The sequence below is a fragment of the Candidatus Tisiphia endosymbiont of Nedyus quadrimaculatus genome (assembly GCF_964059235.1).
GTDB lineage: Bacteria > Pseudomonadota > Alphaproteobacteria > Rickettsiales > Rickettsiaceae > Tisiphia.
Map to the genome: position 1 here is coordinate 1,349,499 of NZ_OZ060452.1, position 21,967 is coordinate 1,371,465.

18 protein-coding genes and 1 pseudogene are annotated in these 21,967 nt (G+C 32.7%); 13 read left to right on the top strand and 6 right to left on the bottom strand.

The annotated features are described in order from the left end of the window. The first annotated feature begins 444 nt into the window (after positions 1-444). The 4 genes and pseudogenes from AB3211_RS06510 to AB3211_RS06525 all read left to right on the top strand — a co-directional run bounded on the left by AB3211_RS06510 (position 445) and on the right by AB3211_RS06525 (position 3,195). Positions 445-630, top strand: coding sequence for a hypothetical protein (locus AB3211_RS06510; RefSeq protein ID WP_367364033.1), 186 nt, complete (start codon positions 445-447; stop codon positions 628-630). 40 nt (positions 631-670) lie between these two features. Next, a complete protein-coding gene (locus AB3211_RS06515) occupies positions 671-841 on the top strand; it encodes a hypothetical protein (RefSeq protein ID WP_341758338.1) in 171 nt (56 codons plus the stop codon). Continuing rightward, positions 831-1,142, top strand: a pseudogene (locus AB3211_RS06520) (DUF2335 domain-containing protein); the annotation flags it as partial. The gene AB3211_RS06515 and the pseudogene AB3211_RS06520, both read left to right, overlap by 11 nt. A 187-nt stretch (positions 1,143-1,329) precedes the next feature. Next, positions 1,330-3,195: a patatin-like phospholipase family protein gene (locus AB3211_RS06525; protein WP_367364034.1), complete on the top strand. Its 1,866-nt coding sequence runs from the start codon at positions 1,330-1,332 to the stop codon at positions 3,193-3,195. 15 nt (positions 3,196-3,210) lie between these two features. Here the strand turns inward: AB3211_RS06525 and AB3211_RS06530 are convergent, their stop codons facing one another. Further along, on the bottom strand, positions 3,211-4,347 hold the full coding sequence (locus AB3211_RS06530; RefSeq protein WP_367364035.1) for a glycosyltransferase family 4 protein: 1,137 nt from the start codon (positions 4,345-4,347) through the stop codon (positions 3,211-3,213). A gap of 89 nt (positions 4,348-4,436) precedes the next feature. Between AB3211_RS06530 and AB3211_RS06535 the strand changes: the two genes are divergently transcribed. From AB3211_RS06535 to istB, 8 genes are all read left to right on the top strand, one after another. Then, complete coding sequence (locus AB3211_RS06535) at positions 4,437-5,351, top strand: NAD-dependent epimerase/dehydratase family protein (protein ID WP_367364036.1); 915 nt, start codon at positions 4,437-4,439, stop codon at positions 5,349-5,351. Beyond that, positions 5,348-7,747 (top strand): glycosyltransferase, encoded by a 2,400-nt coding sequence (locus AB3211_RS06540; RefSeq protein ID WP_367364037.1) that lies wholly within the window; start codon positions 5,348-5,350, stop codon positions 7,745-7,747. Before AB3211_RS06535 ends, AB3211_RS06540 begins: the two co-directional genes overlap by 4 nt. 179 nt (positions 7,748-7,926) lie before the next feature. Next, the gene (locus AB3211_RS06545) at positions 7,927-8,835 is read left to right on the top strand and encodes an Rpn family recombination-promoting nuclease/putative transposase (RefSeq protein WP_367364038.1); all 909 of its coding nucleotides are present in this window, start codon (positions 7,927-7,929) and stop codon (positions 8,833-8,835) included. A 493-nt stretch (positions 8,836-9,328) separates the two neighbouring features. Then, positions 9,329-11,311: a UvrD-helicase domain-containing protein gene (locus tag AB3211_RS06550; protein ID WP_367364039.1), complete on the top strand. Its 1,983-nt coding sequence runs from the start codon at positions 9,329-9,331 to the stop codon at positions 11,309-11,311. Between the two features lie 144 nt (positions 11,312-11,455). Further along, positions 11,456-13,270, top strand: coding sequence for an aspartate--tRNA ligase (gene aspS / locus AB3211_RS06555; protein WP_367364040.1), 1,815 nt, complete (start codon positions 11,456-11,458; stop codon positions 13,268-13,270). 21 nt (positions 13,271-13,291) lie between these two features. Then, positions 13,292-14,566: an MFS transporter gene (locus AB3211_RS06560; protein ID WP_367364835.1), complete on the top strand. Its 1,275-nt coding sequence runs from the start codon at positions 13,292-13,294 to the stop codon at positions 14,564-14,566. A 258-nt stretch (positions 14,567-14,824) separates the two neighbouring features. Next, entirely contained in the window at positions 14,825-16,321 is a 1,497-nt protein-coding gene (gene istA, locus AB3211_RS06565) for an IS21 family transposase (RefSeq protein ID WP_367363704.1), read from the top strand. Next, positions 16,321-17,070, top strand: coding sequence for an IS21-like element helper ATPase IstB (istB, locus tag AB3211_RS06570; RefSeq protein WP_367363705.1), 750 nt, complete (start codon positions 16,321-16,323; stop codon positions 17,068-17,070). The genes istA and istB overlap by 1 nt, the downstream gene beginning before the upstream one ends. Before the next feature lie 31 nt (positions 17,071-17,101). Here istB and AB3211_RS06575 read toward each other — a convergent pair whose 3' ends face one another. Both AB3211_RS06575 and lnt read right to left on the bottom strand, forming a co-directional pair. Beyond that, positions 17,102-17,224, bottom strand: coding sequence for a hypothetical protein (locus AB3211_RS06575; RefSeq protein ID WP_367364041.1), 123 nt, complete (start codon positions 17,222-17,224; stop codon positions 17,102-17,104). 60 nt (positions 17,225-17,284) lie between these two features. Beyond that, the gene (gene lnt, locus AB3211_RS06580; RefSeq protein ID WP_367364042.1) at positions 17,285-18,793 is read right to left on the bottom strand and encodes an apolipoprotein N-acyltransferase; all 1,509 of its coding nucleotides are present in this window, start codon (positions 18,791-18,793) and stop codon (positions 17,285-17,287) included. Positions 18,794-18,880: 87 nt separating this feature from the next. On the opposite strand from lnt, the gene AB3211_RS06585 reads away from it, so the two are divergent. Continuing rightward, entirely contained in the window at positions 18,881-19,690 is an 810-nt protein-coding gene (locus AB3211_RS06585) for an enoyl-ACP reductase (RefSeq protein ID WP_367364043.1), read from the top strand. Positions 19,691-20,053: 363 nt separating this feature from the next. On the opposite strand, the gene AB3211_RS06590 is transcribed toward AB3211_RS06585, so the two are convergent. From AB3211_RS06590 to AB3211_RS06600, 3 genes are all read right to left on the bottom strand, one after another. Continuing rightward, on the bottom strand, positions 20,054-20,857 hold the full coding sequence (locus tag AB3211_RS06590) for a DUF2163 domain-containing protein (protein WP_367364044.1): 804 nt from the start codon (positions 20,855-20,857) through the stop codon (positions 20,054-20,056). Further along, entirely contained in the window at positions 20,854-21,444 is a 591-nt protein-coding gene (locus tag AB3211_RS06595) for a TIGR02217 family protein (protein WP_367364045.1), read from the bottom strand. Before AB3211_RS06595 ends, AB3211_RS06590 begins: the two co-directional genes overlap by 4 nt. A 160-nt stretch (positions 21,445-21,604) precedes the next feature. Further along, entirely contained in the window at positions 21,605-21,943 is a 339-nt protein-coding gene (locus tag AB3211_RS06600) for a nucleotidyltransferase domain-containing protein (protein ID WP_367364046.1), read from the bottom strand. Positions 21,944-21,967 lie beyond the last annotated feature (24 nt).

The window sequence follows — 21,967 nt, forward strand, 5'->3', positions numbered from 1 at the left end:
GCATTTTAACTTTTTTCATCATTCAATATGTGATTTTAATTATTAAAATCATATATTGAATGGAGTGTTATATTTTAACAATCAGGTGTAGAACCTCTTCAAACCTGATTGTTTCTATATATAACACGAAAGTTCGATGTAACAAGTTACATCGAATTTAGGTTACTTACGATAATTAATGCTAACTACTTGATTTTCTATATCCCAGCTTTCGCAGGAATGATATAATGGCGGCAGGGGTGACATCACCCCTAATGGCGATGATTACTTAATCCTACTATTAATTTATTACATCGATACTTGAGGTTAGAAAATAATTTTCATCAAAACTAAAGATTATTTCTCCCCTTTTTCTTAAAGCTTTGTTATAATCACTCTTAGTTAACCTGAATTTGATAGTAATAAGTTAATAATAGGCTCAAGTAATCATCCCCGTGAGGGTTGATGTCATTCCTGCGAAAGCAGGAATCTAAAGAAATAGATAGGAAAGGTGTAGATATTCTAGATTTCCGCCTACGCGGGAATGACATAAAGGGAAGCGGGGATGACATAATGGCGGCAGGGGTTGACATAACCCATAATGGCGATGATTACTTGAGCCTACTATTAATTTATTACATCGATAGTTGAGGTTAGTATACTTAAATCTTATAATTTAATATGAGAATAAATGAATAAAGAATTTGTAAGACATTTCCTAATAGGCTTTTTTAGTGTATTTAAAATATCTCAAACGACAATAAGAAAAAAGCCAGAAACAGATTTGCTTGAGTACTTTATTAAAATAGAAAAAGATATTAATTCAACATTTCAAGAAATAAAAAAAGAATATGAAAGATAGTAAAAGTTTTTTTGCTAATAACAATAGGTTGAATAAAGGATATTTAAAAGTTAGTAATCCTAAGGAGTCTGATAATAGCTTCTATAGTAAGAAGTTTGCACATGTTTTGCCACCTATAGATTTAATGGCAGAATATGAAGATATTTATCCAGGAACATTGACAAAACTAATGGTCATGGCAGAAAAAGAGCAAGCACATAGACATCAGATGGATATTAAAAGTATTGAGGTTTATGAAAGCGTAACAAAAAAAGGTAGAATAAGTAGCATTATATTCATGATAATGGTCTGTATTACTATTGTAGTTTTGGCTGTGTTGGGGCATTTTATGATTGCCAGTATTTTCACTGTTTCAGTATTGGTAGGCATAGGAACTGGAATATTCTTATCTTCTGCTAAATTTACTAAGCGGAGAGACTATACTAGAAGGTGAAATTATACCCTATAAGATATAATTAATATCTAATACAAATAATTGAGTAAAGATTATGAGTAAATTACAAAAAGAAATGCAAGAAAGGCAGCAAAGTCCTTTTAAGTATGTGGTTTTTAGTGGTGGTGGAGCTAAGGGTGCTGGATATTCTGGTGTTTATGAGGGCTTGAATGAATCTAAAGTAATTGAAGGGGTAGAAGCAGTTGCAGGATCATCGGCAGGTGCAATAGCTGCAGCAGTGACCGCATTTGGTACACCACCTAAAGAATATGAAGCTATTTCAAAAAATACAAACTTCAAAGATTTACTTGGGACTCAAGGATTTTCAATTGGTCCGGTGCCGCTTAGCAAAGATGGTACTCCATTATACGAACTTGTAGATAAGACTATAAGAAAAAGTGCTTATAATTTTTTAAAGGGCAAGAACTTTGGGGAGCTTGCTACAGCGAGACATGAAAGGATTTCAGAAGAACTAGGAGAGTTAGACAAAAAAAGGCAATGTCTTTTAAATACGATTGAAACATTAAAACAACAAGATGATAATAATAGTCAGCAGATTGCTGATATAAATGAAAATATTCGAGGTTTAGATTTTCAGGAACAAGATTTTAAAAAACAATCCAAGAAAATTCAAGCTATAATAGAATCTAATGGTAAAGAATTCATTGAATTAACAGACAAATGTCAAAAGGGTGGTGAAATCCTTTTTAAGGATTTAGCTCTTTTAAGACTTCTTGATCCAGTGCAATTTAAAGACTTATTAATTACTGCAGTAAGGCGAGATGATAGTACTTTACAAATTTTTAGTGCTGAAAATACTCCTAATGTTCCAATTGCTAGAGCTTGCCATGCTTCCGCTTCTCTTCCTTTAGTTTTTCAACCTGTGAAAATTGATGGTGTCGAATATGTCGATGGGGGGTATAGAGACAATACTCCTATAGGCTATTTCCCTGAAAATGACAGTAAAGTCGATATTGCGGAAGAGTTGGATGGTTTTGAGAATGTTACCCTAGCAAAAAAGCAAGGTAGGGTTTTGGCTCTTGCCTTCGGTAGTGGCATGGATGATTCAGCAAATATTGCTATATATAGTGCCAAGAATTTTGAAGGTCCAAATGTCCTAGTGAAATTTTTACTTGATGTAGTATATAAAATGCTAGCTAAAGTTGGTGGAAATTTTATATACACAAAAACTAATGAAAAGACTTTTGATGATTTACGTGAGAATGCATTAAATACGGTTACATTAGATACTCAAGGTATATCTACTCTCAGCTTTGATGATGCTGAAAAATATGCAGGTTACTTACATATTAAAGGTCGTTTTCAGACTTTGGAGTATTTAGATAATTTTGAACTTGGTAAAGGAGTAGATAAAGCGTTTGAACAACAAAAATTTCTTCTAAATGTTTATGAAGTTTATGATAATGAAAATTTGAATAAAACTTTTTTTAATAAGCTATTAGATCATATAGCCCCACCGGAAGAAACTAAGAAAAAAAACTCTTGGCAAGATCGTGATGTTATGCGAAATCATCAAGAAAAAGCTGACACATTGTTATCTTTTTGTACGGAAGAACGCTGGCAGAGAAAAGATAACAATACTGTATTAAAAGAGTATGTAATAGTTGCAGCAACTGCACGCAATAATGAAGTCAGAAATGATACCAAGTCTATAGAATCGCTGATTAAGACCTTAAATAACCCAACAACACCGAGTAAAATTAAAAATGATTTTGTAGAATTATTAGCTATTGATAAAAAACAAGATCAGAGATTTGATACAAGTAAAAGTCCAGCAAAGAATATTACTGAATTTAAGTTTACAAAAGAAGATTTTAATGATTTTCTAGGTAAAAATAAAAGTGAGGCATTTCGAATTAGTAGTGGAGGAAAGGGAGTAGGGCAGGCTAAGGGGGGATGATACCAAAGCCAAAAATTAGTTTATATAAAAATTAGTCATTTTCTCGGAAATTAATTTAGAGTCGTATTTTTCTAAAATATCTTGTCGAATTTTTTTACCTAGGTGTTTTCTAAGTAGAGGCATAGTGATTAATAGCTCCATAGCTCTTGCTAAATCTTCTGTATTTTGCGGTTTAACTAATAATCCGTTTATTTGGTCTTGTATTAATTCTTTACCACCTGGGGCATCAGTAGTAATAATGGCTCTACCATATGCCCCAGCCTCTAAAAGACTACGGCTTAGCCCTTCACGGTAGGAAGGTAATACTGCAATATGTGCTTTTTTCCATATTTCTTCTATATTTTTCTGATAACCAAGATATTTGATATATCCTAGATTTTGATAGTCTTCTAATATTGATTGTGCTATTGATTGCTTATTATCTTTGTCAGGCTCGCCGACTAACCAAAACTCAGCATCTATACCTTTTTGTTTTAATATTTTTGCAGCATATATAAATTCATATATACCTTTATCAATAATCATTCTAGCTATCAATGCCACCACTATTTTACTACCTAGTGGTTCTGGAAGAGAAAGAAACTTTTCAGTTTCTATACCAACGCTGCATTGTTTAACAATTAAATTTCTGGGTGCTATAGCTAATTTTACCAGTAAGGCTAAATCATCATCGTTTTGTACGACAAATAACATGCTTTTATAATATCCTATTATGGATATTATTCTAACTATAATGCTTCTAACTAGTCTTAGCAAAAAATTGTTGCTTATAAAAACTAAACCCATACCAACAAAAGTGTTAATAACTTGCGGTAAACTCTTCTTTTTTGAGCATATACTGCACAAGAAGGCAGTTATACTCCCATAAAAAATTGGTTTTATAGTAAAATTATGCAATATATCCGGTTTCTCCTTATTTAATATGCTAATTAACTTGCTTAATAATACTAAATCAGTAAAAGGGTTGATACTTCCACGCTTTATTGAAATTGGAATTACTTGTAAACCATGCTGTTCTATCTTATCTTTAAATTCACTAATATTTGTTAATACTTTAACTTCATAGCCTTGCATTTTAGCGGTTAAAGCAATTGGCAGAAGATGGGCATAAAAGTGCCAATCTGTATTTGTGAAAATGATAATTTTTTTCATTTGCTTTTCTTAATAATAATTCTATAAATAATACCATATAGCAAATACCCACTTAACTATATCATAAAAATTAACTACACTAATACCATATGTCAAATTATTTAGTCACTGGAGGTGCTGGTTTCATCGGTTCACATCTTGTTAACTTACTAGTAAAAGAAGGTAGTCAGGTTGTAATATTAGATGATCTTTCAACAGGTAATTTCAATAATTCGTTTAATAAAAATGTTGAATTTGTTCAAGGGAATATCTTAGATCAAGATATTTTAGAAAAACTATTTAGAAATATTGATGGTTGCTTCCATCTTGCAGCGATAGCAAATGTACAGGAATCAATTGATAATTGGTATCATAATCATCAAGTGAATTTAACGGGAACTATTAATATATTCCTTCAGGCAAGTAAACAGAATATACCAGTTGTATATGCATCATCTGCTGCCGTTTATGGCACAGTAAGTGACTTCCCTTTACAAGAGAATGGTAAGGTAAATCCGCTTTCTCCTTATGCAGTGGATAAATTAGCCTGTGAGCTGCAAGCTAAGGTTTTTGGTGAGCTTAAATCTCTTAAAACCTGTGGTTTACGTCTTTTTAATGTTTATGGTAAAGGGCAACTTAGAGGTTCTGATTACTCTGGTGTAATATCAATATTTAAACAGAAAGTAGAAGAGGGTAAGGAGCTGGTTGTTTTTGGTGATGGTAATCAAAGTCGTGATTTTATACATGTTTCAGATGTTACCAATATGTGCGTTAGAGCCTTGTCTATTGCGAGTATCTCAGCCCCTGTACTAAATGTTTGTACGGGACGTACCTACTCTATAAATGAACTTATTCAACTAATTAATAAGATTGCTATTGTCAAAGGGATAAAATATCTACCAAGTCAGGCTGGGAGTATAAATAGTTCTGTTGGCAGCACAGAATTGGCTCAGCAGCTTTTAAATTATATGCCAGTATATGAGTTAGAAGCTGGATTATTAGAGTTATTTAGTGTAAATTTATGAATTCAAAAGAGACCCTGATTTTAGTATCTGATGTTAGGGGCTGGGCTTTTGATAACGTCGCTCAATATGTTCAATCTTTGCTAAGCGACCAATATGATTGTCATATTATTTATAGCTGTGATTACAAAACATATAAGGATTTTTTAATCAAATTAAACCAATATACTTCTATTAAATTAATACATTTTTTCTATCGTGGCTATCTGACAGAATTACTAAGAAGCATAGCAGATAATTCTAGTAATAGTAAGGCTACAGGAGGAATATTATTAAATACTACCATTACCACTAGCATACCTGATCATCTATTTATTGAAAGTGAAAGTGAAATATTAAAAAATTTAGCAACTTTCCAATTTATTGATAACTACTACACTACTTCTAAAAGATTATATGATATTTATGCAAATATCATAGATTATCCAAAACCTTGGCAAGTAATTTATGATAATGTACTAATTCAGGATGCGGAATCAAGTCATGATGAAGATCATGCAAGTTTAGTTGTAACATGGATTGGTAATAGTTCTTGGGGAAGTTGGTATAGTAGTACTCCTGATTATAAAGGTCTAAAAACAGTAATTATACCAGTACTAGAACAGCTTGATAAAGATGGAATTCATATCAAAAGATGTATAGTGGATAAAAATGAGCGAATACGTTCTAAACAAGAAATTTGGGAGATTTTAAAAAAAACAGACATTTTGCTAATAGCATCTGTGCAAGAAGGAACGCCGCTAACCATCATTGAAGCTATGGCATTTGGTTGTGCAATTATCACTACGGATGTAGGTATTGCTAGGGAGGTGTTACCTGAGGTGCAACATGAATTTATAATTAACAGGAATCATACAGGATTTATAAATGCACTAAAAAAATTAAATGTTGAAAGGGAACTATTAGCAAAGATTAAACAACAAAACTGTCTGTCTTATCAGGAAATCTTTGCAAATAAAACTCAAATGCAAAACTTATGGTATTCATTTATAGAAGACTCAGTAAACAATCATACCAAAAAACAGATATTACAAACAAAGCAACAAATTTTAAGAAATATAGAGCTTGTTAATAATAAGAATTCTTCCTTTGTAACGTATAGACTGCTCTCAAAAATCCTTTTTCTCCCATTTCTTAAAGAAATAGCACGATTTCTTCTAAAATATTCTTGGATTAAGTTGTCTGTTAGACGAATAATTACTATGTTCTATTCTTTTTTTTCAAAAAATGACTATGATAATTTTAAAAATTTTATAATCAAATATCAGGGACAAAAACAAGATCAATGTTATTCCTGCCTATGCGGGAATAACATTGAAGAAAGCAGGGATGACATCGGAGAAGTTCAAATGCCTCTAGGACAAAAAGATATTGATGATATTTATGTAATTTATCCTAGCATTTTTCCTGGAGTTGCTAATTCCACTAAAGGATTATTTGATAAAATAATTCCTTTTCCTATGGGGAAATTCAATGTTTTGATAAGTTATATTAACTCGTATTTACCTGACAAAGTTATTACTCCAATAGCAAAATTACTTATAAAAACAGGCATTAAAAACTTAATTATATCTGGAGGGCTTGATGTTCATATTCAATTAGTAGAGAAGCTGCATGAAATGAAAGGGGATAATTGTTTAAATATCTACTACTTATGGCATGGTTCCCCTGCTCAATGGGTAGGTATTGGTCATTGCCAAACTTTTTACAGATGGTTGAATTTATATAAGCAGCATAAAATTAAATCCATTATCACTCTGAAAAATGGTCTAGAACAATTTCTTATAGCCAATGGTGTACAATCTTATCTATTACAAAACTTCATACCATTGCTGCTAGAAAAAAAGATAATTTCCCTAGAAACTGGTAAATTTAAAATTGGTATATGGAGTACATCAAACAGATGGATCAAGAATCTCTACCCTCAATTTGCGGCGATAAGTATGTTTAAAGATCGGGTTTGTTGTTATACTAATTTCTCTTTTGATAACAATAAATATGCTTCTTGGATGATGGAAGATGTAGAACTTAAAGCTTTTCCTGAGAATTTACCCCATAAAGAATTAATAAAATTGATGGCAAATACTAATTTAACTTTATACATTACTAATTCGGAATGTTCCCCTATGATAGTTTTGGAAAGTCTAGGTTTAGGAGTGCCTTGCTTAGTTGGTCCTACAGCGGATATTTATGATGATGAATTTTTACGTGATATGTTAACGGTTAACCGTGTTGACTGTCCGTTAACTATATTTAATGCCGTAGAAAAGGTTCAACAAAATATTGATATAATCTGTTCTAAGCTACCTGACTTCATTAAAAAATATAATGAAAAAGCTCTTGCTTTAAAAAACTCTTTGCTGACAGTTATAAAAGATAATCATAATACTACCGTGTAGATTTATAGATCTTACTACTTAACTTCAACCACACTACCCCCATTCGGGATAAGAATTAACTAATTCTTATCCCAAATTCGCGTACACTGGTTAATTTAATTATGAAGCTAGTAGTACTATTGATTTTATGCTATATTAGTTTTAATAACTGATCACTACTAATAACATAAATAATTATCATGAGTAACGACAAACCGTTAATTTCCTTTGACTATGCTATTAAGTACCTTCTGAAAGATAAAGGCGATTATGCTATAGTAGAAGGTTTTATCTCAGCTCTTCTTAAGACCAAGGGTTATAAGGACGTTAAAATAGTAGCCTTACTTGAGACCGAGAGTAACAAAGAAGATAGTAAAAGTAAAAGAAGTCTAGCTGATGTAATTGTAGAAGACGAAGATCACCATAAATATATTATTGAAATCGAGCGTAATGTTAAGGATTCTTTTATTCATAAGGCCTGCTTTAACACCTCAAGACTTATCGTTGATAACCTTGCCCAAAGGGAAGATTATACCCAAATAATAAAGATATTTCATATATCCCTACTCTATTTTCCTATAGGAAATGGTAATGGAGTTATTTACCATGGTAAAACTATTATTCATGAGATAGAAACTAATGAAAGATTAAATGTGCATATTAAGAATATGGAGACTTCTGAGGTTTTTGATGCTACTGACATCCTACCAGAATATTTTTATATATCAGTGCCTTTATTTAATGATCGTTTAGAGAAAGAGATTGATGATTGGCTACATGTCATGAAATATGATGAAGTACCACCACACTATCATTCGCCTTATATGAGCCAAGTAGCGGACAAGCTTAACATTCTCAAAATGACAAAAGAAGAGAGGGAAAACTACTCCTATTACCAAAAAAAACTTTATAACGATAGAGATGAATTGCAAGCTGCTGAAGCTAGAGGTGAAGCTAGAGGCGAAGCTAGAGAAAAAATTGTTATAGCTAAAAATTTACTTAAAGCTGGATTATCAATTGATGTCATTGCTGAGTCTACTGGTTTGAGTATAGAGGAAATCCAAAAATTAACTCTTATAGCTAATGAATCTCAACTTGAACAAGCTTGATGTCACCCCTGCGTATGCAGGGGTCTAAAAAAATAGCATAGAGAGGTATGTTATATAGTGTTAGATCCCTGCATACGCAGGGATGACATCGAAGGGGAATCAGGAGTAACATCAACCCTAACAGGATGATATTGATAACTTGTTACATCAAATTTAGGTTAATTAACCATAAAACGCGGATTCGGGATAAGAATTTGTCAATTCTTATCCCAAATTCGGTGAAATTATAGAAACAATCAGATTTGAGACGGCTCTGCATCTGATTGTTAAATTAATATTTTGCTAAAAACATGATTTTAATCTTTTAAAATCATGTTTTTAGCTTTGGAAAGGTTTAAAATGCATTCACAAAACCGCTTTAAGAATGCATTTTTCCTTATATTAAAGCCAATTCGGGATAAGAATTAACTAATTCTTATCCCGAATTGGGGTATAAACAAAATATCAAACTATCTGATATAACTCCACTAATCTACAACTGTAGTACTAGATCATGACACAACAAAGTTTCCTAAACTCATTAAACCCTCAACAATTGTTAGCAGTGTCACATGTACATGGTCCTATTCTTGTGCTTGCTGGAGCAGGGACTGGCAAAACTAAAGTGTTAACGACTAGAATAGCCAACATAATCCAGCAAGGGTTAATTCTACCTCAAAATATTCTAGCAGTTACTTTTACTAATAAAGCTGCTAGAGAAATGCAAGATCGAATCAACAAGATGATTGATTGTTATGGGCTAAATATAGGTACATTTCATTCTATAGCGGCAAAAATTTTGCGTCAGCAAGCAGAACATTTGAATTTTAGCTTGAATAGTAGGTTTACTATTATTAGCCCTGATGATCAGCTTAAATTGGTTAAAGATATAGTTAAGCAGAAAAATATAGATCCCAAAAAATATGTCCCCAAACTTTTACATATTATTATTTCGTGTTGGAAAGATCAGGGATTATTGCCGTATAAACTTTCTGAATCTGATATTAAGCTACCAATTCATAAAGTGGCTAAATTTGTCTATGACGAATATCAGCAAAATTTACTAGCATCTAATGTAGTAGATTTCGGGGATTTACTACTTTACAATAATGAATTGTTTATAAAAAACCCTATAATATTAAAGTATTATCAGGAACAATATAAATATATTCTGATTGATGAGTATCAAGACACTAATGCTGTTCAGTATCTTTGGGCGAGGATGCTGGCAAGTAGCTCAAAAAATATCTGCTGTGTTGGTGATGATGATCAATCTATATATAGTTGGCGGGGTGCAGAAGTCGGTAATATATTACGTTTTGAAAAGGATTTTCCAAATGCTACAGTAATAAAATTAGAACAAAATTATAGATCTAGCTCAAAAATCTTATTAGCTGCATCAAGTGTAATTGACCATAATAAGAATCGTCACGGTAAAACATTATGGACTGATAAAAATGATGGAGAAAAAATTAAAATTATATCTTGTTGGAATGATAAAGAAGAAGCAAGATTCGTTGTATCTGAAATTAGTAAGTTAGTTACAGAGGGAAAGTATAATGCAGGATTAGTTGCGATATTAGTTAGAGCAGGTTTCCAAACTAGAGCATTTGAAGAAGTGTTTATTAGTAATGCATTACCATACAAAATTATCGGTGGTCTTAAGTTTTATGAACGAATGGAGATACGTGACTTACTTGCCTATATACGTATCACTTTAAATCATAGTGACAATCTTGCTCTTGAACGCATAATAAATGTTCCAAGGAGAGCAATTGGTAATACCACATTAAAGCAAATAAAAGATCATGCGGTTGAACATAATATACCTATTATTCCTGCCATTCGTCAGATGTTACAAGCAGAAACTTTTAAAAATAAAGTCAAAGATAGTCTAAACAAATTTATTAGTAATATCGATAATTGGAGTTTACGATATAGAAATGACCCAGCTATTAATGTCACTAAATCTTTACTAGAAGAATCAGGTTATCTTGAGATGCTACAAGAAGAAAAAACAGATGAAGCAACTGGTAGAATTGAAAATATTAACGAAATGCTTAGAGCAATCGCGGAATTCGATAATATTCAAGATTTTATAGAACATTCTAGTTTAGTAATGGAAAATGAGGAATTAGAATCAAATTTTGGTGGTTCTGTTAGCATTATGACCCTCCATGCTGCTAAAGGTCTTGAATTTGATTTAGTTTTTCTACCAGGTTGGGAAGAGGGGGTGTTTCCACATCAGCGATCACTAAAAGAGGGCGAAAAAGGTCTAGAAGAAGAGAGGAGAATTGCCTATGTTGGTATTACTAGAGCTAAGAAAGACCTGTATATTACTTATGCAGAAAGTCGTTTTATGTTTTATGAAATAATAAGATCCTCTCCTTCTAGGTTTCTTGGAGAAATACCAGATAATGTTTGTATTAGAACTTCTTCAACCAAACAACTTAATTATTTAGGTACAAAACACAAAGTTTCTTTTCAACCTTTATAAAATTATTTCATAAATGGTATTAGTGTAGTTAATTTTTATGATATGCTAGAATTTATATTGAATTCATGTAAAAAAATAATTGCTATTGCCTAATATGGATATTTTTTATATATCTATACAAGCAAAATAAATATATTGAGTAAAATGCATAAATATAGGACGCATAATTGTAATGAATTGCGATTAAAGGATGCTGGGCAAAGGGTAAAATTATCCGGTTGGGTACATAGGAGACGAGACCACGGTAATTTAGTCTTTATTGATCTTAGAGATCATTTTGGTATAAGCCAGTTGGTGTTTACTGATCAAAATCCAAGTTTAATGGATGATGCTAGTCGGTTAAGGTATGAATCAGTTATAACTGTTGTAGGTAGAGTGGTAGCAAGGAGTGATGAAACAATAAACGACTCGTTAATGACTGGTAAAATTGAAATATTGGCAAGTGAGTTTATAGTTGAATCTAATGCAGAAGCACTGCCTTTGATGGTTCATTCTGATCAACTCGCTCCCGAAGAAACTAGGTTAAAATATCGTTTCCTAGATCTTAGACGTGAGAAATTACATAATAACATTATACTAAGATCGCAAGTTATTGCTCACGTGCGCCATCTGATGACGCAAAAAGGGTTTACGGAGTTTCAAACACCGATTCTAACGGCTAGTTCACCAGAAGGAGCTAGGGACTTCTTAGTTCCAAGCAGATTGCACCCTGGTAAATTTTATGCACTGCCGCAAGCTCCTCAGCAATTTAAACAATTACTGATGGTGTCAGGATTTGATCGTTATTTTCAAATAGCCCCTTGTTTTAGAGATGAAGATGCTAGGGCTGATAGGTCACCAGGCGAATTCTATCAATTGGATGTGGAGATGTCTTTTGTCACGCAGGAAGAGGTATTTAATACCATTGAGCCGGTAATGTATGAGATATTCAGCAAATTTTCTGATAAAAAAGTATCAAATACACCTTTTGTACAAATTCCATATGAACAAGCGATGCTAAAATATGGTTCTGATAAGCCGGATCTTAGGAATCCACTGATCATTGCAGATGTTACAGAATTATTTAGAGATTCTAACTTTGCTATTTTTAAAGAAAATATAAAAAATGGTTCTGTTGTTAGAGCCGTGCCAGCTCCTAAAGCTTCTGCTTTACCTAGAAGCTTCTTTGACAAAATGGCAGAATTTGCGACTTCTGAGGGGGCAAGTGGGCTTGGTTACATCCAGTTCCTAGAAGATGGAAAAGCTAAAGGACCTATTGTTAAATTTCTAACAGATGAGCAATTATTGAATTTAAAGTCTTTAGCGAATCTACAAAATGGCGATGCTGTCTTCTTCTCTAGTGATAAAGTTGATAAAGCATCTAAACTTGCTGGCAAGCTACGAACTAAATTAGGGGAAGAATTAGATTTACTTAAAAAAGATTGTTTTGAGTTTTGTTGGATAACAGATTTCCCATTTTATGAATTAAATGAACAAACCAAAAAAATAGATTTTAGCCATAACCCATTTTCGATGCCACAAGGTGGTATGGAGGTACTAGAATCAGCCAAAACAGTAAATGATCTACTAGCCATTAAAGCTTATCAATATGATATTGTTTGTAATGGTATCGAATTATCTAGCGGAGCAATTAGAAATCATAAACCGGAAATAATGTATAAAGCTTTTGAGATTGCTGGATACTCCCTGGAAGTTGTTGATAAAAAATTTGGTGGTATGATCAGGGCTTTTAAATTTGGAGCCCCTCCACATGGCGGGATAGCCCCTGGAATAGATAGGATGGTTATGTTATTAACTGATTCAACTAATGTTAGAGAGGTAATAGCTTTTCCACTAAATCAGCAAGCAGAAGATTTATTGATGAATGCTCCTGATTATATTGATGAAAAAGCTTTAAAAGATCTTAATATTAGCTTAGCACCTTCAGTCAGAAATAAATTGTTAACTGAAGGCTCTTAAGTACTAAATTATGAGCAATATATAGTGAAAAAAAAAACAAGAAATAAAATTGTCGGAGCATTTCTAGGTACAATAGTTGAATATTATGATTATGGTTTGTATGGTTTGTCTGCTGGTATTATGGCAGCAAAATTCTTTCCAAATACTGATTATCTAACTACTCTAATAAATGTTTTTGCTATTTATGCGATAGCATATTTATCAAAACCTATGGGATCACTGATTTTTGGTCGTATCGGAGACTTGTATGGGCGTAAAGTTGCATTAAGTATAACCATCATAGGTATTGTAGTGCCTACGCTGGTTATAGGTTGTTTGCCAGAATACTCGTCTATTGGTGTGTGGGGTGCAATAATTTTAGCTTTGTGTCGCTTTATGCAAGGTTTTTTTATAGGTGGAGAATATGATGGAGCGGCTATTTATGTTATCGAACATTTAGGGGAGAAATACCGATATACAGCTTCAGCAATAACTCGTTGTACTGGGGTTGTAGGTTTATTACTAGGGAATGGGGCAACCAATTTTTTTAATGCCCATATTTTTCCAGATTGGAGTTGGCGTATTCCTTTTTTACTTAGTTTACCTTTAGCTTTAATCGTTTTATATTTTCGCCAAAAACTTGATGAAACACCTGAATTTAAAAAGAATCAAGACAGTAAAGCGAAGACGCAAAGCTTGGCTATTTTAATTAAGAAACAGTGGCGAGTTATTTTGATGGCAGTGTTTCTTGCTGGTGGATTTGGTGCAACTTATCAAATATCTATTATATTTATGAAACAATATTTGTCTTTGATCCTACCGCAGACTAGTTTCATTATTAGCACATTTTCAGTTTTAATAATCATATGTTTTGCCATTCCTATGCCTATTGCTGGCTTGTTAGCAGATCGGCTTAGTCAAATGCTAGTATTTAAGTTTAGCTTATTTGGTACTATTGTATCTAGTCTATTATTTATTATATCTGTTAACTATCAGATGGTTAATTTAGCTTTGGGTTCTTGTTTAATGCTAGCATGTTTTGTTGCTCCTTTCAATGCTCTTTCTCATGGTATCATGACAAAAGCTTTTGCTGTAAATGATCGTTATCGTGCAGTAAGTCTTGGTCATAATATTGGGTCAATGTTGATGTCTGGTACAGCTAATTCTGTCTGTTTAATATTAATGAGATACCTAAATTTTCAATTATTCCCAATCATATATCTTATGTTCTTTGCAATATTAGCATATTTTATGGCAAAATGTTTTGAGAAAGATTATAAAAACAAAATTAAGTTGCAAACTGATATTAATTTATAAAATTTATCTTTTACTCGATAATCAAGTTTTTATTGAGTTATATAATTCAGGACAGTTTAAAAGTCATGAAAAGAAGCCGAGAAGATGTCATTTGTTAAAAAGCGTGCAATAATGACCCACTAAATGGGTTAATGTGCGTTGAAAAATGACCCACCTAAGAAGTGGGAAAAGTAGTACGTTATTAATCCATTATTATCAACCTATACTTCTATTATTTTCAGAATAAATAATAGGAGTATAAAATCAGAGATGTTAATAATGGAAAGTAAGAGAAAGATATTAGGACGTTATCGTCGTGGAGAAGGTATACGTTCAATAAGTAGAGAATTAAATATATCACGTAATACAGTTAGAAGTATCATTCGTACGCAAGGAGAGATTAAATCTGATTATATACGAATAATTCAACCTATACCTAAACTCGGGAAATATATTGAGAGTCTTGAGAGGATGTTGCGGGATAATAAGAATTCAAAGCCTAAAAAAACAGGGAAAGCTTTATTTGAGGAGTTAAAGATTTATGGGTATCAAGGCAGTTACTCTGCTGTTAGTCGTTATATTAACACTTGGAATGATAGAAATTTTGAGATTAATATAAAAGCTTGCGTACCTTTATCCTTTGCTCCTGGGGAAGCTTACCAATTTGACTGGAGTAGTGAGCAAGTAATATTAGCTGGAGAAATAATAAATGTTAAAGTAGCTCACTTTGTTTTGTGTTATAGCCGTAAAAAATTTATCTATATTTATCCTACTGAAGCTCAAGAGATGGTATTTGATGCACATGTTAGAGCCTTTACTTTTTTTGGTGGTAGTCCAACTAAAGGGATTTATGATAATATGAAGACTGCTGTCAGTAAGGTTTTAAAAGGCTCTAATAATAGAGAATGGAATCCAAAGTTTGAAAAGCTCTGCGCACATTATCTCATTGAACCGATAGCATGTTCTCCAGCTCGAGGTAATGAAAAAGGTAGGGTTGAGCGACAAGTACAGATTGACCGGGAACAGTTCTTTACTCCTATGCCAAAAGCTTTAACCTTGCAAGAATTAAACGATATATTAACCAGCAGATTAGTTACTTATAATAGCTCTCATAAACACCCCGAATATAAAGATAAGACTATAGATGAAGCATATCAACTAGAACGTAATTTTTTAGTATCCGTGCCTGTATTATTTAACGGTTGCAAAGAAATAGATATCAAGGTTTCTATTACTTGTTTGGCTAGATATGAAAGCAATAATTATAGCGTTCACTGTAGTTGTGCTGGGAAAATAGTACAATGTAAGATATATGCTGAACATCTAGTATTTATTTATAATGGTCAAGAGGTAGGTCGTCATAAACGGAAATTTACTAAGGGAGAAACTTGTTATGACGTCAATCATTATCTGCCAATATTAAGGTATAAACCCGGAGCATTAAGAAATGGTGAACCATTCCTTAATATGAATTTACCAGAAGAGCTCATAGAAGTTAGAAGACGTCTTGAGAGCAGCCCAGCAGGTACAAGAGATTTTGCTCATATATTATCGTATATAGCAATGGAATCCATAGAAGCAGTAGTATCAGCATGCACCCAAGCACTAAAAATAGGAACTGTTAGTAAGGAGGTAATTTTAAATATTATATTACGTAATAAAGATGAGTTAAAAGTAACAGAGCCAAGTAATTACCAAGAATATCATACTTTAAAACATATCCCGAAAGCTAATTGTGAGATATACGATAATTTTCTCAAGTTAGGAGGTAAGTAATGAACAATGTATATCAAGAATCTACTAGAGAAGATATTATAAATGTTATGAGAAAGCTAAAATTTACAGGGATGCTTGAGTCTTATGATGAAATTATATCTGATGCCATAAGGCGTAAAGAAGCCTCGAATTATATTTTACATAATTTATTAAAATCTGAACTAACAACACGAACTCTTAGGTCTATTCAAAGTAGGATTAGCGCAGCAAAGTTTCCTGAGAAAAAAGATATAGATAATTTCATATTTATCGATACCCCAATAAACCAAGAACAAATTATGCATCTATATAGTTGCGAGTTTATTAAAACATCTAGAAATATAATCCTAGTTGGTGGTACTGGTAGCGGTAAAACTCACCTAGCTATTGCATTAAGTACAAAAGCAGTACGAAAAGGTTATAAATCAAGATTTTTTAATCTTGTAGATCTTGCTAATCAATTAGAATATGAAAAGAACTCTGCTCAGGTAGGAAAACTAGCAGCTTCCTTGCAAAAAATAGATGTACTAGTCCTAGATGAGCTTGGTTATCTACCATTTTCTAAGAATGGCGGTCAACTTATCTTTCATCTATTATCTAAAATACATTCCAACACTTCAATTATTATTACTACTAATCTTATATTCTCAGAATGGTCACAAATATTTGGTTGTAATAAAATGACTTCAGCGCTACTTGATAGAGTTTGTCATAATTGTGATATCATTGAAACGGGAAATGAAAGTTATCGTATGAAAAAAAAACAATAGTTCTAGACTTATGTGGGTCATTTTTCAACGCTTATTGACAATTAATAGCTTCACTCAATTCTTGTTGGCTTATGCCGAGCATTATACGACGCTTTTTTAAACGCATACCTACAATTATATTTATTCTTTCTTTTGATTCATTAGATTTATTCATTGTTATAATAATTTAATATTTCCCTATCTATTACAACTAATGATAGTATAGTATTCTAACTTAATCAAGTAATTTTTTATTGATATTGATAAGATTTTTTATTAAAATGTAACTAATAAGGATAGTTATTATTGCTAACAAGGCACATATATCTCCAAATTGTGAGTATAAAGTTTCAAATTTTAGCTTGTCGGGAAGTAAGTTATCTATATAACCTACTTCATTGATGCTACGTTGTTGAATAATTCTGCCTACGGGATCTATTACAGCCGATATACCATTATTAGCCGCTCTAAGCATAGGAAGACCGTTTTCTACACTACGCATACGACTGATCTGTAAATGTTGGTATGGACCAGTGGAGTTTCCATACCATGCATCGTTAGTGACATTAATGATCACATCTGAGAGTTTATTACTCGTTCGAACAAAATTTGGAAAAATTGATTCATAGCAAATAAGTGGTTTTATGGTTATATTAGGTTTATCAAGACTAACGATCTGTCCATCTCCTGCGGTATAATCTAACAACCCAGGGGTTAGTTTCTTAAATGGGAATAGCCATTTGAGAGGCATATACTCACCAAATGGTACTAAATGAGATTTATGATACTCAAATAATTTATTTCCCACTTCTGTTAAAGCGTATAAACTCGTATAAATTTCAAAATCCTCCCCGTTCTTACCATTATTTGTTATACCACCAGTAATTAAAATTGCCTTTTTACTTTCCAGCATCTTTAATATTTTTATTTTGATTGGTTGGTAATCATGCGGTGCTACCATAGCAGCTTCCGACCATATAATTAGGTCTACGTTGCCCGGCTCTTTAGACAATGCGATATGAAGATTAAAATTTTTCCAAAATTCTTCAACGTCCCACTTAGCAATTTGTGGAATACTTGGCTGAACTAGTCGGACTTTTATATTTGAGAAGCTGGTAGGATTGTTATGTAGCTTTAATAAACCGTAGGAAGTTATTAGAACGATTATTACCAATGAATTTGCTAATAATATTTTTAATAGATTATATTGTTTAGTAAAGATATGATAAAAACTAGTTGATATATATATTACAATAAAACTTAAACCATATATTCCTATGATACTAGAAGACTGAATTAGAATATCAGAAAATGAAAAAGCATATCCAAGCAAATTCCATGGTAACCCGGTAAATATCCATGATCTTACCCATTCAAAAAATACCCAATAAAGGCAAAAAATAAACTGATAAAAATGATGATTCTTGGCTAGGAATCCGAAACCACAGATTGTAGCAATGAAACAAGCCAAAATAATTGGTAGACCAAATAATGCCAGTGGCACTGCCCACCAAAATTCATCAATATAAACAGTAACCCCTATACTAATCCAGTATATACTGACTAAAAAATGCCCATAGCCAAATATAAAACCTAATATAGAAGCTTCTTTCCAGCTATTAGCAATTTGTACTTGATAACATAGCAGTGCCAAGGCAAATAATCCAGGTATAAAGAAAATTGGAGCAAAAACTAAACCACTAATCATACCTGAAATCAGGGTGAATATTTTGGATGAGAACATATAATGTTATTTTGATAAAAGTTGTTTACAAAAATATACATCATGCTATTGTTTGGGCAAGGTTTTAATAAAAATAAAAGAATATATATGCAAGTTAAAGTCACTGGTTTGCTTGATGGTAAGAAGGGATTAATTACAGGTGTCGCTAATAATTTATCAATATCTTGGGCTATTGCTCAAATGGCCAAAGAACATGGTGCAAACTTAGCCTTTACCTATCAAGGAGAAGTGCTTGCAAAACGCGTTATACCACTTGCTGAAGAAATTAAGTGTGATTTCGTTGTTCCGTGTGATGTAACAGATGCAGAATCACTTGATAATTTGTTTAAAATTATTGAGCAGAAGTGGGGCAAACTCGATTTCTTGGTTCATTCTATTGCTTTTTCTGATAGGAATGAATTACAAGGCAGATACATAGATACCTCATTGTCTAACTTTCTTAATACCATGAATATATCATGTTATTCTCTAATTGCCTTGGCAAAACGTGCAGAACCTTTGATGCAAGATGGTGGCAGTATCCTTACCCTAACTTATTATGGTTCACAAAAAGTAGTCCGTAATTATAATGTCATGGGGCCTGCTAAAGCTGCGTTAGAATCTAGTGTAAAATATCTTGCAACTGATATGGGATCAAATAACATCCGAGTAAATGCCATATCAGCTGGTCCTATAAAAACTCTAGCATCTAGTGGTATTAATGATTTCAAAACTATGTTAGCTCTCCATGAAGCTGCATCGCCGTTACGCAGAAACACTTCTCAGCGTGATGTTGCAGGGGCTACATTATACTTGCTGAGTAACTTAGCAGAAGGAGTTACTGGTGAAATACATTATGTAGATTGTGGCTATAACACTACAGTAGGGATGGGTAAAGCTTCTAGTAATTGCCATTAACTATACTGAATCGTATATGTCCCTACTTCGTTCATCCCTGCTTCCCTTTATGTCATTCCCGTGCAGGTAGCGGAATCCATAATATCCAATAGCCTTTACAGGTTATTTTTTGGATTCCTGCTTTCGCAGGAATGACATCGTTTTTGGTTCTGTAAGTACCATTACCATAGTACCCTACATTTTTTGTGTAATCGCACCTACAGACCCCACAATCGTCATTGCGAGGAGCTGCGACAGCAGCGACATGGCAATCTTTATGCAGTATTACGCCTTACCTCACTAGATCGCCACGGCATCTAAAGATGCCTCGCGATGACGATTATAGAAAAAAGTAGGGTATTATGGACATCTAGCCTGCCTTACCTAAATCACTTTGATAAAGTTATCATCAGGAATCAATGGCTCTCCTCTGAAATTTACTGCATTGTTGAACTTATTGCAACAAGTTATAAATTTTTTATCACAACCTACAGTAAGTAAAACAATTTTATTATGCTTCATATTATCGGGAATTGTTTTATCCAATGTAATTAAATTCTCAGAATGATTAAGGATTTTACTATAAAACTGAGCATTACCCTGACCATCAGCTAAACTAGCATCCCCGTAATTGAAATAACCATTTTCTTTATCAAGGTTTGAGATAACCATAGTTCTACCAAACATTTCCTTAATATTATATATCTGACTATAAACTGTTTTATCTATTTTGCATTTCAAATCACCAAAATTAGCACGACAATTCTTACTAAAAGATTGCAGTAACGACTGATTATATACATCTATATTTGGCTCTAAACGTAAAGTAAAATCCAAATCTCTTTTGGTATAAGTGATGCAGCGATAAGTAACAAAATGCCTACAAGAGTTAGCAAAACAAACATATATCTTGACCATAGCTTGTGCTAAATCATGATGTTGCTTTACTCCCTCATTCTCAAAAACTCCTTCTAAGATAATGTAATTCTGGGCAGAATCATTAAATCCTCCTTCCTTTAAAGTCACTCCAGAATTCGGAACAAATATTACATTATCAATTGATAATGATCTATCAGACTCGGTAAGATACAGATCAAGACTATCTTGTAGTTTTATATGGAAACAATAAGTAAACCCCTGTAATTCAGCTATGGGATTATCAATATTTTCTGCTAAAGCTACTGTCATATAACCTCCAATAATTCTATGGGAGATAATTCTATTGACCCGTCAGAAGAATAAAAATATTCAAAACTATCACTAGCAAATCGCACAGCTACATCAAAAATAAAATTACCTGTCAAAATTTGATCTTTATCTAATGGTTTTGGCAAGGTTACTACTCCAGTATTATAATCAACTTGAATTTCTGTATTGATATCATTAACATAGAATTCTCCACTACCAAATACCGGTTTACTAATTGTCCTAGCATAGGGCAAAATTGGGTCTTCATATAGTTTAACCAGTTGGAATTGAGTTAATTCCCCATCACCTTTGCCAATAATTTGCCTTGATACTTGATAATCAACATTATCTCTAAAACGAAAGGCAAAATTCCCTCCTCTTCTCGCTCTAAAGAAAGAACTAAACTGTTCAAATTCGAGACTACTCAGACGACAATTTTTAATCAAATATTTTTGTTTAGCATATTCTCTATCTAAATTTCTCACTTCTCTGCCCGATAATGTCATAGCACAAGAAGTAGCAAATTCTGGTCTGCCAACAGCAAAAGTTTCAATAAATTTTGGCATACGTATATCATGAAAATTCATAATTTCTCCTGTAAATGTGTCATACCATTTCCCATTATTAACTACGCTATTTAGTGCTACAGTTGTAGTACTAATGTCAAAACGATGTCATCCCAGCGAAAGCTGAGATCTAATAATGTTTAATAGTCTTTTAGGCTATTTTTTTAGATTCCCGCCGTTGCTAAGAATGACAGCTTTGGGTAGTAACTACAACTGTAGTATTAGCGTAGTTAATAATAGGAAATGGTATCAGATCTTTTTCTATCAGCGACCTAAAATCCTCATTCATATCAACAAGCCATCTTTTAACATCTACTTTAATTGGCAAATCAGATTCTGCTAATTCCTCTTGCAAGTTAAGTAATTCTTCATCACTTATTAGCTCCATAATGCAGAGGTCAAGATCAGAAAATTTCCTATTGCTACCTTTACTGCGAGAGCCATATGCTTGAAATGTATACGGATATTTTTTTAAGATAGATTTCAATAATAAAAAATCTTCTTGTTCAAGATTAATCATTTAATTTCTCCAAATCATTTGAGT